This window comes from Streptomyces sp. NPDC005808 (assembly GCF_042871385.1).
In the GTDB taxonomy this organism is placed as follows: domain Bacteria; phylum Actinomycetota; class Actinomycetes; order Streptomycetales; family Streptomycetaceae; genus Streptomyces.
This window is the reverse complement of the sequence record NZ_JBIAIK010000003.1, coordinates 258,722-273,728: the sequence shown is the minus strand read 5'-3', so window position 1 is coordinate 273,728 and position 15,007 is coordinate 258,722. Positions and strand designations below refer to the sequence as shown.

General features: G+C 70.1%; 10 protein-coding genes and 3 tRNA genes. 10 read left to right on the top strand and 3 right to left on the bottom strand.

Annotated elements, in window-relative coordinates:
* Nucleotides 1–167 precede the first annotated feature (167 nt).
* From ACFYPC_RS08220 to ACFYPC_RS08195, 6 genes are all read left to right on the top strand, one after another.
* Entirely contained in the window at nt 168–1,157 is a 990-nt protein-coding gene (locus tag ACFYPC_RS08220; protein ID WP_388672600.1) for a TauD/TfdA family dioxygenase, read from the top strand.
* The gene (locus tag ACFYPC_RS08215; RefSeq protein ID WP_388672598.1) at nt 1,154–2,182 is read left to right on the top strand and encodes an ornithine cyclodeaminase family protein; all 1,029 of its coding nucleotides are present in this window, start codon (nt 1,154–1,156) and stop codon (nt 2,180–2,182) included. The genes ACFYPC_RS08220 and ACFYPC_RS08215 overlap by 4 nt, the downstream gene beginning before the upstream one ends.
* A complete protein-coding gene (locus ACFYPC_RS08210; protein ID WP_388672596.1) occupies nt 2,179–3,540 on the top strand; it encodes an alanine racemase in 1,362 nt (453 codons plus the stop codon). Before ACFYPC_RS08215 ends, ACFYPC_RS08210 begins: the two co-directional genes overlap by 4 nt.
* Before the next feature lie 14 nt (nt 3,541–3,554).
* A complete protein-coding gene (locus tag ACFYPC_RS08205) occupies nt 3,555–4,604 on the top strand; it encodes a cysteine synthase family protein (RefSeq protein ID WP_388672594.1) in 1,050 nt (349 codons plus the stop codon).
* Nucleotides 4,605–4,658: 54 nt separating this feature from the next.
* A complete protein-coding gene (locus ACFYPC_RS08200) occupies nt 4,659–6,074 on the top strand; it encodes an MATE family efflux transporter (protein WP_388672592.1) in 1,416 nt (471 codons plus the stop codon).
* Between the two features lie 687 nt (nt 6,075–6,761).
* Entirely contained in the window at nt 6,762–8,312 is a 1,551-nt protein-coding gene (locus tag ACFYPC_RS08195) for an amidohydrolase family protein (protein ID WP_388672590.1), read from the top strand.
* Between the two features lie 327 nt (nt 8,313–8,639).
* Here ACFYPC_RS08195 and ACFYPC_RS08190 read toward each other — a convergent pair.
* From ACFYPC_RS08190 to ACFYPC_RS08180, 3 genes are all read right to left on the bottom strand, one after another.
* Nucleotides 8,640–8,713, bottom strand: a tRNA-Ile gene (locus tag ACFYPC_RS08190).
* 167 nt (nt 8,714–8,880) lie between these two features.
* Nucleotides 8,881–8,953, bottom strand: a tRNA-Asn gene (locus ACFYPC_RS08185).
* A 5-nt stretch (nt 8,954–8,958) separates the two neighbouring features.
* Nucleotides 8,959–9,031: transfer RNA gene (locus tag ACFYPC_RS08180), tRNA-Asn, on the bottom strand.
* 147 nt (nt 9,032–9,178) lie between these two features.
* On the opposite strand from ACFYPC_RS08180, the gene ACFYPC_RS08175 reads away from it, so the two are divergent.
* The 4 genes from ACFYPC_RS08175 (at nt 9,179) to ACFYPC_RS08160 (ending at nt 14,907) form a co-directional block, all read left to right on the top strand.
* Nucleotides 9,179–9,484: a YtxH domain-containing protein gene (locus tag ACFYPC_RS08175; protein ID WP_388672588.1), complete on the top strand. Its 306-nt coding sequence runs from the start codon at nt 9,179–9,181 to the stop codon at nt 9,482–9,484.
* Nucleotides 9,485–9,548: 64 nt separating this feature from the next.
* Nucleotides 9,549–11,003 carry an FGGY family carbohydrate kinase gene (locus ACFYPC_RS08170; protein WP_388672586.1) on the top strand — a complete coding sequence of 485 codons (1,455 nt, stop codon included), beginning with the start codon at nt 9,549–9,551 and terminating at the stop codon, nt 11,001–11,003.
* A 242-nt stretch (nt 11,004–11,245) separates the two neighbouring features.
* Entirely contained in the window at nt 11,246–12,979 is a 1,734-nt protein-coding gene (locus tag ACFYPC_RS08165) for an ABC transporter ATP-binding protein (RefSeq protein WP_388673390.1), read from the top strand.
* Nucleotides 12,979–14,907, top strand: a complete 1,929-nt coding sequence (locus ACFYPC_RS08160; RefSeq protein WP_388672584.1) for an ABC transporter ATP-binding protein — start codon at nt 12,979–12,981, stop codon at nt 14,905–14,907. The genes ACFYPC_RS08165 and ACFYPC_RS08160 overlap by 1 nt, the downstream gene beginning before the upstream one ends.
* Nucleotides 14,908–15,007 lie beyond the last annotated feature (100 nt).

The window sequence follows — 15,007 nt, the reverse complement described above, 5'->3', positions numbered from 1 at the left end:
TCTTAGGTAAGCCTTCCCTATCTCCCGTGGGCTGGCTATGTTTCCGACGGGCTACCCGAAGCCGCTCCGGACCAGCCGGTCCACTCCGGGGAAGCCTTCTTCGCCATGCCCGTGGACCACTGCACGCGCCCCGCACCGCACCCCGCACTGGAACGGACGGATCCCCCATGCCTTCGGGAATCGCCCCCGCACGCCTGCTCGATCCCGACTCGGTGGCCGAACTGACAGCCGCCGCCCGCACCCTCCTCGCCTCGTTCCACGGTTCACCGAACGACCCCGGCCTGCTGGCCCAAGTCCCCGCTGTCGCCGCCTCCTTGAGCGACCCGATCCGGCACGCCTGCCGCCCCGTCGACACCGCGGACGGCCTGTTCGTCCTGCGCGGGCTGCCCGTCGACGACGCGGCGATCGGTCCCACCCCCGGCCACTGGTCGACCGCCGCTGACGCGGGTGCCGTGTACGACGTCGTCCTGCTTCTGCTCTCGACCGTGATGGGCACCCCCATCGCCTGGGAGGGCCAGCAGGACGGCCGTTTCGTACACAACATCGTGCCCAGCCCCGGTCACGAGGAGGAGCAGACCGGCGCCAGCAGCAGCGTGCTGCTCAGCCCGCACACCGAGGACGCCTTCCACCCCGGCCGCGCCCACCTCCTGATCCTCGGCTGCCTGCGCAACCCCGACTCCGTCGCCACCACGGCCGCCGGCATCCGTCAGGCCGAACTGTCCGACGAAGACGTGGAGTTGCTCAGCCGCCCGGTCCTGCCGATCCTGCCGGACGACGCCTACGAGGAGGCCCAGGGATACCAGGGCGAACCGCCCGCCGTACCCACGCTCTGGGAGTCGGAAGAGGGCCTGACCCTGCGCTTCGACCCGGCCTACACCCCGCTCGACCGGGCGCCCGAGGATCACCGTGCCGCCTACGCCCGTCTGGCGGACGAACTCGCCCGCGTCAGCGTGGCGGTGAGCCTGAACCCCGGTGAAGTCCTGGTCGTGGACAACGACTTGGTGGTCCACGGCCGCGTCCCCTTCAAGGCCCGCTACGACGGCACGGATCGCTGGCTGAAGCGTTCCTCCGTACGTGTGCAGGGCCGTCGGAGCCGTCCGCCCGCCGAGAAGTCGGAGCACGGATACGGCCAGGCCGCAGTGGAGGCGTTCGCATGAACTACACCGACACCGACATGACGGAGGGCAGCAGCATGGCGGCCGACGACAAGACCCTGCGCATACTCAGCACCGGCGACGTGGCCGGCATCGACATCACGCTGCCGGACGTGGTCTCCGTGGTGGAGCAGGCGTACCGCACCCTGGCCGACGGCCGCTCCGACAACCCGCGCAAGCTCACCGTGAAGCCCGAGGACGGCCATTCCGTCGCGTACGCCATGCTTGGCCGGGACGGGGCGCGCGGGGTCGTCGCGGTCAAGACCTCGTACAAGTACGGTCTCCACGAGGACCGCGACAAGCAGCACTACTACACGACGCTGACCCTCTACGACGACGAGACGGGCCTGCCGGTCGCGATGATGGACTGCGGTCGCGTCGGCGCCCTGCGCACCCCGGCGGTCTCCGCGCTCCTCGCCCGTGAACTCGCCGCTCCCGGCAGCCGCAGCGCCCTCGTCATAGGCACCGGCACCCAGGGCCGGCTCGCTCTGCCGTTCCTGCTGACCACCCTGCCGGACCTGGACCGGCTGATGCTCTTCGGTACCCACCCGGACGGCATCCGAGCCGTGCGCGAGCAGTTGCACGCCTACTTCCCCGACCGCGAGCTGGAGGTCGTGACGGACCTCCGGGCGGCCGCCGAGGACGCGGACGTCGTCCTCGCCACCGCCGGGCCGGGCACCCCGGCGCACGTCGAGGCCGACTGGCTCAAGCCGTCCGCCCTGTCGGTACTGATCGGATACGGCATCGCCCCCTCCACCCTGCACAAGGCCGACCGGGTCATCGCCACCAGCGAGGCGCAGATGCGCGTCACCGGTACCGACATGGTCGACGCGGACGGTCAACTCCGCGATGTGCACGCCGAGTTCCCCGAGGTGCTGGCGGGCCGCGCGGAGGGCCGTACGGATCCGGGGCAGCGGATCTTCGCGTACAACAGCGGGCTGGTCGTCACCGACATCGCGCTCGGCCACCGCTTCGCGCAGCTCGCCCTCGCGCAGGGGCTGGGCACGGCGGTGCCGTTGTGGACGTGACCACCGCCCTCTCCTCCCACACCACGGAGGAGGTGCGCGCGCTCCTCGTCCCGCCGGGCAGCGCCCTCCTGCACGAGCTGAGCCACGGCCTCGGCGGCCCGTACCACGTGCTGTTCCCGGAGCGGTTCGACGCCAACGCGGCCGCGTTCCGGCAGGCGTTCGCCGAGGCGGGCGTCGAGGGGCGGGTCTACTACGCCAAGAAGGCCAACAAAGCCGCCACGTTCGTGGAGCGGGCGGCCGTGGCCGGCCTGGGCGTGGACGTGGCCAGCCACGGGGAACTGCGCGAGGCACTGGCGGCCGGGGTCCGCGGCAGGGACCTGGTCGTCACCGGCCCGGCCAAGGACGACCAACTGCTGCGCGTCGCCGTGCTGCAGGGCGCGCTCGTCGCCGTGGACGCCCTCGACGAACTCGACCGCCTCATCACTCTGGCAGCAGAACTCGGCCGCACCGCCCAGGTGTTGCTGCGCCGACTGCCGCCCGGACAGCCGCACAGCCGCTTCGGCCTGGACGACGGCGAGCTGGAGACGGCCCTGCACCGCTGCCGCACCGAGCACGTGGAGATGGCGGGGTTCAGCTTCCACCTGTCCGGCTACGACATCCGTGAACGGGCCGATCTGGCCGCCGAGTCGGTACGGCTGTGCACGCACGCCCGGACACTGGGGCTGCGCGCCGACCGAGTCAGCGCCGGCGGCGGCTTCGCGGTGGACTACGTGGACGCCGAGAGCTGGAACCGCTTCCACGAGAGCACCCGCCCCGAGCACTTCCACGCGCACAAGGCCTTCTCCGGCTACTACCCCTACCACTCCCCCGTGGCCGGAGCCGACGCCCTGCGCACACTGCTCGCGACGACCCCGGCCGGCGAGGACCTGAGCCTGGCCGAGCTGGTGCGGGCGGCCGGTGTCACCCTGCTCGTCGAGCCCGGCCGGGCACTGCTGGACCAGGCGGGCTGCACCGTCTTCCGGGTCCAGGGCGCCAAGGAACGCGACGGCTACGACATCCTCACCGTGGACGGCAGCAGCCTCAGTCTGTCCGAGCAGTGGTTCGACAGCGAGTTCCTGCCGGACCCGGTGCTCGTCCCCTGCGAGCGGCCGGACCTCGCCGACGCGGGCCCCTACCCCGCCTGTGTGGGCGCCGCCACCTGCCTGGAGTCGGACATGCTGACCTGGCGCAAGATCCGCTTCCCGGTCCGGCCGGCCGCCGGCGATCTGCTGGTGTACCTCAACACCGCGGGCTACCAGATGGACTCCAACGAGTCACCGTTCCACGAACTGCCGCTGCCGCCCAAGGTCGTCATCGAGGGCCCCTCGTCCGCCTCCGGCTCCGCCCGTCCCCGCTGGCGTCTCGACCGCCACCCGTAGGGAGTTTCCCCGCCATGAACCACAGCCCCCTGCACCGTCCGGCCATCGTCCGCCAGGTCTCCGAACTCATCGGCGCCACCCCGCTGTTCGAGCTGTGCCGCACCGAGAGCGACGCACGGCTGCTGCTGAAGCTGGAGCAGTTCAACCCGACCGGGACGGCGAAGATACGCATGGCCCGGCAGATGGTGATCGACGCCGAGGAGCGCGGACTGCTGCGCCCCGGCGGCCGGATCATCGAGTCCACCTCCGGAAACACCGGCCTCGGCCTCGCGGTCGTCGCCGCCGAGCGCGGCTACACGTTCACCGCCGTCGTCGACCACCACGCCTCCAAGGACAAGCTGCGCGCCATGCAGGCCATGGGCACGGAACTCGTCTACGTCGCCGACGAGGGTGACGACGACCTGGCCACGGCGGCGCGCGAGGAGCTGGCGGAGCGGATGGCCGCCGAGTCGGACAACGCGTACTTCACCGAGCAGCACAACAACCTCGCCAACGGCGTCGGTTACCACCCGGTGGCCCGGGAACTCGACGCCGCGCTCGACGGCCGTATCGACGTCCTGATCGGCGCGGTCGGCACCGGGGGCGGGCTGTTCGGCACCGGGGGCGAACTACGCCGGACGGTGCCCGGGGTCAGGATCGTCGGGGTCGAGCCGAAGGGCTCCATCGCCTTCGGGCCGCCCGCGCACGATTACCACCAGTCGGGGACCGGCACGCCCGAGGGCGCCACCATCGGCGCCATGGTCGACTACGAACTCCTCGACGAGGGCGCGAAGGTCGGCGACATCGAGGCGTTCGCCACCGCCCGGGCAGTCGCCCGCCGCACCGGGCTGCTGCTCGGCGGCTCGGCGGGCGGGGTGGTCTACGAGGCACTGACCCGGATGACCTCGCTCGCGCCGGGGACGACTATGGTCGCTCTGATCAACGACGGTGGCGAGAAGTACCTGGACACCGTCTTCGACGACGACTGGATGAGCGCCCGCGACCTGCTCGCTCCCGACATCGAGCGCGAGGTGGACGAGCTGCTCGCCAAGCTGCGCCGCGTCACGCCGGAAGCCCAGGCGTAATAGCCCAGGGATGTCATCCCCGTCGCACAGTCCTCGCACATAGAAACGGAACCAATGCCGCCCGCCCTCGCCCGCCTCCTCGGCGACAGCCGCGCCCTCGCCTCGCTCGCCGTGCCGCTGGCGCTGACCCAGCTCGCCCAGGTCGCCCTCACGACCACCGACACCGTCATGATGGGCCTGCTCGGCACCGAGGCACTGGCGGCGGGCGGCCTCGCCATGGTGATCTTCAACCAGTTGCGCACCATGGGCGTCGGCATGGTCACCGCCGTCGGCAACCAGGTCGCGGCTGCCGACGCGCGGGCGGAATCCGCCGGGGAGGGCTCCGGCGACGAACCCGACAAGGAGGCCGCCGAGGAGGAGGTCCGGGACCTCGTCCGGGCGAGCCTGCTCCTCTCGACACTGGCGGGTGTCGCGGGTGCTGTCCTGATGGTGCTCATCGGGCACGCCGTGATCTGGCTCGGCCAGGACCCGGACGTGGTCGACGCCGCCAAGCCGATCCTCTACACCATGGCGCCCGGTCTGATCCCCTGCCTGTGGTTCCAGGCGATACGGCAGTTCACCGTCGGCATGCGCCGCCCGCAGGCCCTGCTGCGCATCACCCTCGCCTCGATCGCCGTCAACGCCGGCCTCAACTGGGCCCTCATCCACGGCACCTGGATCTTCCCGGAGCTGGGGCTGCCGGGCATCGGCCTGTCCACCAGCCTGGTGTACGCCCTGTCCTGCCTGGCCCTGTACTTCTCCGCCCGGCGTGACGCCCGGCTCGCCCCGGTGCTGTCGCTCAAGATCTGGAAGGCCCGCCCGGCCACCCTGCGCAGGCTCACCGGGCTGGGCACGCCGATCGCCGCCACCTACGGCTCCGAGGCGGGCTTCTTCTTCGTCATCGCGCTCCTCGCGGGGAGCTTCGGCACGGCCGCGCTGGCCGCGCACACCGCCGTCAACCAGCTCGTCTACATCGTCTTCCAGGTAGCCGTCGGCCTCTCCCACGCCGCGTCCATCGGCGTCAGCCGTGAGCTGGCCCTGCACAACCTGGCCGCGGCCCGGCGCCTGAAGACCACGGCCCTCGCCTGCGCGGCGGCGGTGATGGCCGTCGTCGGGCTGGTGTACGTGACCGTGCCCCACCTGGTGCTCGCCCCCTTCTTCGACAGCGGTGACGACAGGGCGGTCGACATCGCCACGCAGCTGCTCCTGGTCGCCGCGGTCCTCCAGTTCTTCGACTGCACCCAGAACATCGGCGTCGGTCTGCTGCGCGGCCTCGACGACACCAAAGGCGGCTTCCGCGTCACCCTCGTCGGTTACTGGCTCGTGGGCCTGCCCGCCGCGGCCCTCCTCGGCCTCGCGATCGGCCTGGACACCCTCGGCCTCTGGCTCGGTCTCCTCATCGGCCTCGCCACGACGGCCGCACTGCTGCTACGTCGCTTCGAGAAGAGCGTCGGCCACCTGCATGGCGCGTCGGTGCCTGCCGAGGCGTGACGTTCGGCAACCCCCGGTATCCGATCTCGTACACGCTCTCCTGCCAGCAGCCGCAGACCCTTCAACCGCGGCCGCCCAGCGAAGTTGCTGATCAGATCGGGCGCATCTGGATCGGACAGGGTGCCGCTGCTTGAGCCAAGACCCGAACCGAAACCCCATGCTGGGGGATGTCAGGGCAGCAGGTGGCCGGCGGTAGTGGTGCGCAGGTAGGCCAGGGCATCGAAGGCGTCCGCCGGCGCGCGTGCCTCTCGTACTCCCGGCGAAGTAGCCGCAGGACGAAGACGGCCCGCCACACCCCGCCGCCCCGGAGGGGCCGGGCGCGCAGGGCGCGGTCGTCCTCGACCAGGGCCTCGGCTTCCGTCCGGTCCGAGTGGATGACCGCGTGCTGGACGGTACGGAGGGCGCCGGCCGAGGCGGCCATTCGAACTCCGCGATCAGTGGTGGTCCCTGCGCCCGCCGCGTCAGGCGGCCCCGCCGCCCGCCCGGCCTGCCGAGGTCCTGAGGACCAGGGGGCCTCAGACTTTGGATGTAGTACTAATTTCAACTTCTGCATATGCAATTACTTTGCTAGCGTCCGGTCGGGCGGCCTCGCCTCCCCAGGGAGGTTGGACGATCCCCTGTCCGCCACCCCCTCACCACGTTCCGCCTCGGCACGCCAAGCGGCCGGTACAAACTTGGAGTTTCCCTATGCGCAGCGACGAGCCGTCGCCTTCCGTTCAGCAGAACCCTCAGAACCGATCCCGGTCCGGCCCGGGGCGAAGATCCTTCCTGGCCGGAGCCGGCACCGGCCTGGGAATCGCCGCGGTCGGGCTGGGTGCAACTGCCGTGGCCCGGCCGGAGGCGCCCGGCCGGACGCCTTCCTTCGCGCCCGGACGCCCGATCGTCTTCCGTGGCGCCACCGTCGTGACCGGCGACCCACAGCTCGGCGTTCAGCAGAACGCCGACGTGCTGGTGATCGACTCCGTCATCCGGGCGGTCGGACCGAATCTGCGCACCCCCTCGGACGCCGCCGTCGTCGACGGGCGTGACCGCATCCTCATGCCCGGCATGATCGACACCCACCGGCACATGTGGCAGACGGTGCTGCGAGGTGTCGGAGCGGAATGGAGCATCCAGAACTACTTCCAGTTCATGTACTTGGGGTGGGCCAAGTTCTGGCGCCCCGAGGACGTGTACGCCGGCAACTACCTGTCCATGGTCGAAGCCATCAACAGCGGGGTGACCACCAGCCTGGACTGGTCACACGCGCTGTCCACCCTCGATCACGCCGAAGCCGCCGCCGACGCCCTCTTCGACTCCAACGGCCGGGCGCGGCTGGCGTTCAGCGATCTCTCCGCCCCGGCGCAGGAATGGGCCGTCCCCGGTGGTGACGCTGACCGGCTGCTGCGCACGCGCTTCGCGTCCAAGAACCAGCTCGTCACCATGCAACTTGCCTGGGACACACCCACCGAGGCGGCGTTCCCGGAGCGTCCGGCCTGGGAGTTCGCGCGGGACCGCGACCTCATGGTCACCCAGCACGCCGGCATCTGGAAGTTCTCCCCCGACAACGCCCTCCAGATCCTGCGCGACAACGGCTTCCTGCTGCCCACGAACACCTATGTGCACGGCGGATCCTTCCCGGACAGCGCCTACGGCCTGATCGCCGACTCGGGCGGCAATGTGTCGATCTCCGCCGAGAGCGAGCTCAACGCCGGCCAGGGCTACCCTCCCACCGGCAAGGTCAGGGAACGCGGCATACCCATCTCCCTGTCGATGGACACCAGCGTCTGGTGGAGTTCCGACATGTTCTCCGCGATGCGCGCCACCCTCAACGCCGACCGGGGCCTCGACCACCAGGCCGCACAGGCCGACGGGAAGACCGTCGTCAACAACGACCTGCGCACCGAGGACGTCATCCACTTCGCGACGCAGGGCGGGGCCGACGCACTGGGGCTGGGCTCGTCGCTGGGCTCGATCACGCCGGGCAAGCTGGCGGACCTGGTCATGCTGCGGGCCGACACACCGTCCATGGTCCCCCTCACCAACGCCTCGCACCAGATCGTCTTCCAGGCGACGCGCGCGGAAGTCGACACGGTCCTGGTCAACGGCCGCGTACTCAAGTACGGCGGCGAGCTCATCTCCCCGGACCTGAAGCGGGCCCGCCGCCTGGCGGAGGCGTCACGCGACTACATCCGGGACATGGCCGGCGCGAAGCAGTGGTCCGAAGCGCAGGAGCCCGCGCCGTTCAAGGTCGCCTGAACCGCTCCGCCCGGCAGGGGCCTGACCACCACCGTCGCGACGGGGGAAACGGCCGTGACGGTGCGCTCAACGCCTCACCCCGCGGCACCCTTCTGGAACACGTGGAACACGTCCGTGGTGGGCGAGAAGCCGGCCGGCGGCGTCGAGCAGTTCTTCACAACGTGGATTGGCGTCTTCCAGCGGCTCCGCGATCTTCTTCAGCGACAACGCCCTCCGAATGGCCACGACAGCGAAGACAGCGTTCGCTGACCGCTGGGCACACCCTCAACTCGCCCGGCCCACCAGCTGAGTTGCTGGTCAGAAGGTTTCTCCTCGCGTAGCGCGGAGTGGGGCGGGTGGGACTCGAACCCACGGCCGACGGATTATGAGTCCGCTGCTCTAACCGGCTGAGCTACCGCCCCATCTACGGCGCGTCGCGCACATTTGTGCGCGCCGTCTGCCGCAGCATAGCCGCTCATACGATCTCCTGCTTCGGATGGTCGGCAACGCATGACCATGAGGACTTCGGCGCGGCGCGCGCGGTTCCGGCGGACATGAAAAAGGACCCCTGAGGGGTCCTTTTTCGCTGCTCTCCCGACTGGACTCGAACCAGTAACCTGCCGGTTAACAGCCGGCTGCTCTGCCAATTGAGCTACAGGAGATCGAGCTCCCCCGACTGGACTCGAACCAGTAACCTGCCGGTTAACAGCCGGCTGCTCTGCCAATTGAGCTACAGGGGATCGCTTCGTTGCATCGAACGCACCTACCTGGGTATTCGCCAGGCAGCGTGCGCTCGCTGCGACACATACATTAGCGCAAGCAGGGGGGTGCTCCGCCAATCGGTTCCGCCCCCGCACCGATGCCGACGCAAGGGAAGGGTGGCCGTCATGCGCTACCGGCTCACATTCGTCGCCGGACTGGCTCTGGGTTACGTGCTGGGCACACGCGCCGGGCGCGAACGCTACGAGCAGTTGAAGAAGTCCGCCCGCCAGATCTCGCAGAACCCGGCGGTGCGCAACACCGCCGAGACCGCCGCCCAGCAGGGCCGCGAGTTCGCGGGCAAGGCGTACCACACGGTGAGCGAGAAGGTGGGCGACCGCGTCCCCTCCTCCGTGACCGACCGGGTGCGCTCCCTGCGCGAACGCAACACGAACGGCCGCGGCGAGGACGACTGGGGCACCTCCAACACGTAGTGATCGGGCATGGACGTAGCCGCTCCGGCGCGCTCTCCTCTCGTAGTACGGCAGAATTTGCGCCATGGGGATAGTCGCCGGGTTGGACAGTTCGCCCGATTTCACTCGTATCGTCGTCTGCGACGCGGACACGGGCACCGTGCTCAAGCAGGGCTATGCGCCACATCCGGTCGAGCCCGCGGAGGGCGGCGGGCGTCCTTCCGACGTCGATCCGCAGGCCTGGCTGCTGTCCCTGGGAGAGGCGGCCGGCGGCGGGCTGCTCGAAGGTGTGCAGGCCATCGGCGTGTCCGCGCAGCAGAACGGACTCGTTCCGCTGGACGCGCAGGGGAACACGGTCCGGCCGGCGCTCGTCGGCAGTGACAAGCGGGCGCAGGTCGCGGCCGCCGACATCGTCGACGCGCTCGGCGGGCGCGAGGCCTGGGCCCAGGCCGTGGGCTGCGTCCCGCAGGCCGGCCAGCCGGTGACCAAGCTCCGCTGGCTGAACAGGACCGAACCCGACGCCGCGCGGCGCATCGCGTTCCTGATGCAGGCCCACGACTGGCTGGTGTGGCAGCTGCTGGGGCGGCCGGCGCGCAGGACCACCGACCGGGGCGGTGCCTCCGGGACCGGGTACTGGTCGGCGGCGACCGGCGGTTACCGGCCGGATCTCATCGAACTGGCGCTCGGGCACCAGGTCGGGCTGCCCGAGGTGCTCGGCCCGTCCGACGCGGCGGGTACCACTCCGGAGGGGCTCCTCATCTCCGCCGGGACCGGCGAGACCATGGCGGCGGCGTTCGGGCTCGGCGTCGGGCCCGGCGACGCGGTCGTGTCGCTGGGAGCCTCCGGGTCCGTGATGGCCGTACACCGCGAGGCACTGATCGACTCCTCCGGCATGATCACCTCGCTGGCCGACGCGACCGGGATGCATCTGCCGGTGGTCAGCACGCTCAATGCCGTACGGGTCCTGCGCGGCGCGGCCGAACTCCTCGGGCTGCCCGACCTGGAGAGCCTGTCCGACATGGCGATGAAGTCGACGCCTGGTTCGCACGGGCTCGTGATGCTCCCCTATCTGGAGGGCGAGCGGACGCCGAACCTGCCGCACACGGCGGGGATGCTGGCCGGGCTGCGGCGGGAGTCGATGCGACCCGAGCATCTGGCGCGGGCCGCGTTCGAGGGCATGCTGTGCGGGCTCGCGGACGCGCTCGACGTGCTGCGCGGCCGGGGTGTCGACGTACGCCGGATCTTCCTGCTGGGACAGGCGGCGGAGCTGACCGCCGTACAGGCCGTGGCGCCCGGGCTGTTCGGCGCGCAGGTCGTGGTGCCGCAGCCCGCGGACTACGCGGCCTTCGGCGCGGCCCGGCAGGCGGCCTGGGCGCTCGGCGTCTCGCAGGGCACCCTCGACCCGCGCACACCGCCCGCCTGGCAGGGCCCGGTCGCGCAGGTGCTGGAGCCCGGCGAGGAACTGGCCATGGGGCAAGCGGTACGGCAGCAGTACGTGGCCGTACGGGAACAGGCTCATCCGGGGGCGTTCCGGGGCTAAAGACCCGGGCCAGGGAGCCGGAGCAGGGGGCTTCGCGCCGTCGCCCGCCGGGGCACGGAAGTAGGTCCCAAGTCTGAAGCCGGGTCGGTTTTTGGCCTGCACTTGGGTTAATCGGTTGAGGTAACACGGGGGGAGTGTTCGACGATAGGGGGTGGGGCACCACCGCCCGCCCATTGGTCACCACCGACCGCCCGCCGATACGCCCGTCGATCCTCCTGCCGCCGACGACCCGAGAGACCCGCGTGCTCATACGACTTCTTCGGACGTACCTCCGTCCGTACAAGAAACCCATCGCCCTGCTGGTGCTGCTGCAGTTCCTGCAGACCTGCGCCACGCTCTACCTGCCCACACTCAACGCGCACATCATCGACAACGGTGTCGTGAAGGGCGACACGGGCTACATCCTGTCCTTCGGCGGCGTGATGATCGCGATCTCGCTGGCGCAGGTCGTCTGCAACATCGGGGCCGTCTACTACGGAGCCCGTACGGCGTCGGCGGTCGGTCGGGACATCCGGGCCGCCGTCTTCGATCGCGTCCAGTCCTTCTCCGCGCGCGAGGTCGGCCAGTTCGGGGCGCCCTCGCTGATCACCCGCACCACCAATGACGTCCAGCAGGTGCAGATGCTGGCCCTGATGACGTTCACTCTGCTGGTGTCGGCCCCGATCATGTGTGTGGGCGGCATCATCCTGGCCCTCGGCCTGGACGTGCCGCTGTCCGGGGTGCTGATCGCCGTGGTGCCGGTCCTCGGCCTCTCCGTGACGCTGATCATCCGGCGGCTGCGGCCGCTGTTCCGCACCATGCAGGTCCGCCTGGACACCGTGAACCGGGTGCTGCGCGAGCAGATCACCGGCAACCGCGTGATCCGCGCGTTCGTACGGGACGAATACGAGAAGGAGCGCTTCCGGAAGGCGAACACCGATCTCACCGAGGTGTCGCTGGGCACCGGACGGCTGCTGGCGCTGATGTTCCCGATCGTCATGACCGTCGTGAACCTGTCCTCGATCGCCGTGGTGTGGTTCGGCGCGCACCGGATCGACAGCGGGGGCATGCAGATCGGTGATCTGACCGCGTTCCTCGCCTACCTCATGCAGATCGTGATGTCCGTGATGATGGCCACCTTCATGTTCATGATGGTGCCGCGCGCGGAGGTCTGCGCCGAGCGCATCCAGGAAGTACTGGACACCGCGAGCAGTGTGGTGCCGCCGACCGCGCCCGTCCTGGAGCTGCGGCGCCACGGCCACCTGGAGATCCGTGGCGGCGGGTTCCACTACCCGGGTGCCGAGGAGCCGGTGCTGCGGGCCGTCGACCTGGTGGCACGGCCGGGAGAGACGACCGCCGTGATCGGGTCGACGGGCAGTGGCAAGTCGACGCTTCTCGGGCTCGTCCCCCGGCTGTTCGACGCCACCGCCGGCGAGGTCCTCGTCGACGGCGTGGACGTGGCGACCATCGAGCCGAAACTGCTGGCCAAGACGGTCGGGCTGGTCCCGCAGAAGCCGTACCTCTTCGCGGGCACGGTGGCGACGAACCTGCGGTACGGCAATCCGGACGCGAGCGACGAGGAGCTGTGGCACGCGCTGGAGGTGGCGCAGGCCAAGGGCTTCGTGGAGGGTCTGGAGAACGGGCTCGACTCCCCCATCGCCCAGGGCGGCACCAATGTGTCGGGGGGCCAGCGGCAGCGTCTGGCGATCGCCCGCACCCTCGTACAGCGGCCGGAGATCTACCTCTTCGACGACTCGTTCTCGGCCCTCGACTACAAGACCGACGCCATGCTGCGCGCGGCGCTCGCCCACGAGACCGCCGAGGCGACCGTGGTGATCGTCGCCCAGCGGGTGTCGACCATCCGGGACGCCGACCGGATCGTGGTCCTCGACGAGGGCCGGGTCGTCGGCACCGGGCGGCACCACGAACTGATGGCAGGCAACGAGACCTACCGGGAGATCGTGCTCTCCCAGCTCACGGAAGCGGAGGCTGCCTGATGGCCGGGCCTATGGGGCGGATGATGGCCGGGGGCGGCCCCGATCAGCGCTCGATGGATTTCAAGGGGTCGGGCAGACGGCTCCTGGCACAGTTCAAGCCCGAGCGCACCACCATGTACGGGATGCTCGTCGCCGTGGTGCTGAGCGTGGGCTTCTCGGTGGTGGGCCCGAAGATCCTGGGCCGGGCCACCGACCTGGTCTTCTCCGGCATCATCGGGCGGGAGATGCCGGCCGGTGAGACGAAGGCCGAGGTCCTCGCGGCCATGCGGGCGCGCGGCGACGGCGGCACGGCCGACATGCTCTCGGGGACCGACTTCACCCCCGGCCAGGGCATCGACTTCAACGCGGTCGGCGAGGTGCTGGGGCTCGCGCTCGTGGTGTTCGTGCTGGCGGGCCTGCTGATGGCGGTGGCGACGCGGCTGGTCAACCGGTCGGTCAACCGGACCGTGTACCGGATGCGCGAGGACCTGCAGGCGAAACTGTCGCGGCTTCCGCTGTCGTACTTCGACAAGCGGCAGCGCGGTGAGGTGCTCAGCCGGGCGACCAACGACCTCGACAACCTCGGGCAGACGCTCCAGCAGTCGATGGGGCAGCTCATCAACTCGCTGCTGACCATCATCGGTGTGCTGGCGATGATGTTCTGGGTCTCGCCGCTCCTCGCGCTGGTGGCGCTGGTCACCGTGCCGCTGTCCTTCTTCATCGCCACCCGGGTCGGCAAGCGCTCGCAGCCGCACTTCGTCCAGCAGTGGCGGACCACCGGCAAGCTCAACGCGCACGTCGAGGAGATGTACACAGGGCACAACCTGGTGAAGGTGTTCGGGCGGCAGGAGGAGTCGGCGGCGCAGTTCGCCGAGCAGAACGAGAAGCTCTACGAGGCCGGTTTCAAGGCGCAGTTCAACAGCGGGATCATGCAGCCGCTGATGATGTTCGTGTCGAACCTGAACTATGTGCTGGTCGCCGTGGTGGGCGGTCTGCGGGTCGCTTCCGGCTCGCTGTCCATCGGTGACGTGCAGGCCTTCATCCAGTACTCGCGGCAGTTCTCGATGCCGCTGACGCAGGTCGCCTCGATGGCCAACCTGGTGCAGTCCGGCGTCGCCTCCGCCGAGCGGATCTTCGAACTGCTCGACGCGGAGGAGCAGGAGGCCGATCCGGTACCCGCGATCCGTCCCGACGAGCTGCGGGGCCGGGTGGCGCTGGAGAACGTGTCCTTCCGGTACGACCCCGAGAAGCCGCTCATCGAGGATCTGTCGCTGAAGGTGGAACCCGGACAGACGGTCGCGATCGTGGGACCCACGGGGGCGGGCAAGACCACGCTGGTCAACCTGCTCATGCGGTTCTACGAAGTCACCGGGGGCCGGATCACCCTCGACGGCGTCGACATCGCCGCCATGTCCCGGGACGAACTCCGGGACGGGATCGGCATGGTGCTCCAGGACACCTGGCTGTTCGGGGGGACGATCGCGGAGAACATCGCGTACGGCGCCTCGCGGGAGGTCACTCGCGGGGAGATCGAGGAGGCCGCGCGGGCCGCGCACGCCGACCGGTTCATCCGCACGCTGCCCGACGGGTACGACACCGTCATCGACGACGAGGGGACGGGGGTGAGCGCCGGTGAGAAGCAGCTCATCACCATCGCGCGGGCTTTCCTGTCCGATCCGGTGATCCTGGTGCTCGACGAGGCGACGTCGTCGGTCGACACCCGGACGGAAGTCCTGATCCAGAAGGCGATGGCGAAGCTCGCGCACGGGCGTACGTCGTTCGTGATCGCCCACCGGCTGTCGACGATCCGGGACGCCGACACCATTTTGGTGATGGAGAACGGGGCGATCGTCGAGCAGGGCGCGCATGCCGAGCTGCTCGCCGCCGACGGCGCGTACGCGCGGCTGTACAAGGCGCAGTTCGCGCAGGCGGTGGCCGAGGTGGACTGACGGGTGGCGGGGGTGGGGGGTGGGGATGGGTTTTCGCCCCCTCCGCCCCTGCCCGTCCCGTACCTGGGGGCTGCCGCCCCCAGACCCCGGCTGTCGCGCT

Coding starts and splice junctions, on each gene's coding strand:
- ACFYPC_RS08195 (WP_388672590.1), top strand. CDS start 6,762: ATGCGCAGCGACGAGCCGTCGCCTTCCGTTCAGCAGAACCCTCAGAAC.
- ACFYPC_RS08160 (WP_388672584.1), top strand. CDS start 12,979: ATGGCCGGGCCTATGGGGCGGATGATGGCCGGGGGCGGCCCCGATCAG.
- ACFYPC_RS08170 (WP_388672586.1), top strand. CDS start 9,549: ATGGGGATAGTCGCCGGGTTGGACAGTTCGCCCGATTTCACTCGTATC.
- ACFYPC_RS08200 (WP_388672592.1), top strand. CDS start 4,659: ATGCCGCCCGCCCTCGCCCGCCTCCTCGGCGACAGCCGCGCCCTCGCC.
- ACFYPC_RS08215 (WP_388672598.1), top strand. CDS start 1,154: ATGAACTACACCGACACCGACATGACGGAGGGCAGCAGCATGGCGGCC.
- ACFYPC_RS08220 (WP_388672600.1), top strand. CDS start 168: ATGCCTTCGGGAATCGCCCCCGCACGCCTGCTCGATCCCGACTCGGTG.
- ACFYPC_RS08205 (WP_388672594.1), top strand. CDS start 3,555: ATGAACCACAGCCCCCTGCACCGTCCGGCCATCGTCCGCCAGGTCTCC.
- ACFYPC_RS08175 (WP_388672588.1), top strand. CDS start 9,179: ATGCGCTACCGGCTCACATTCGTCGCCGGACTGGCTCTGGGTTACGTG.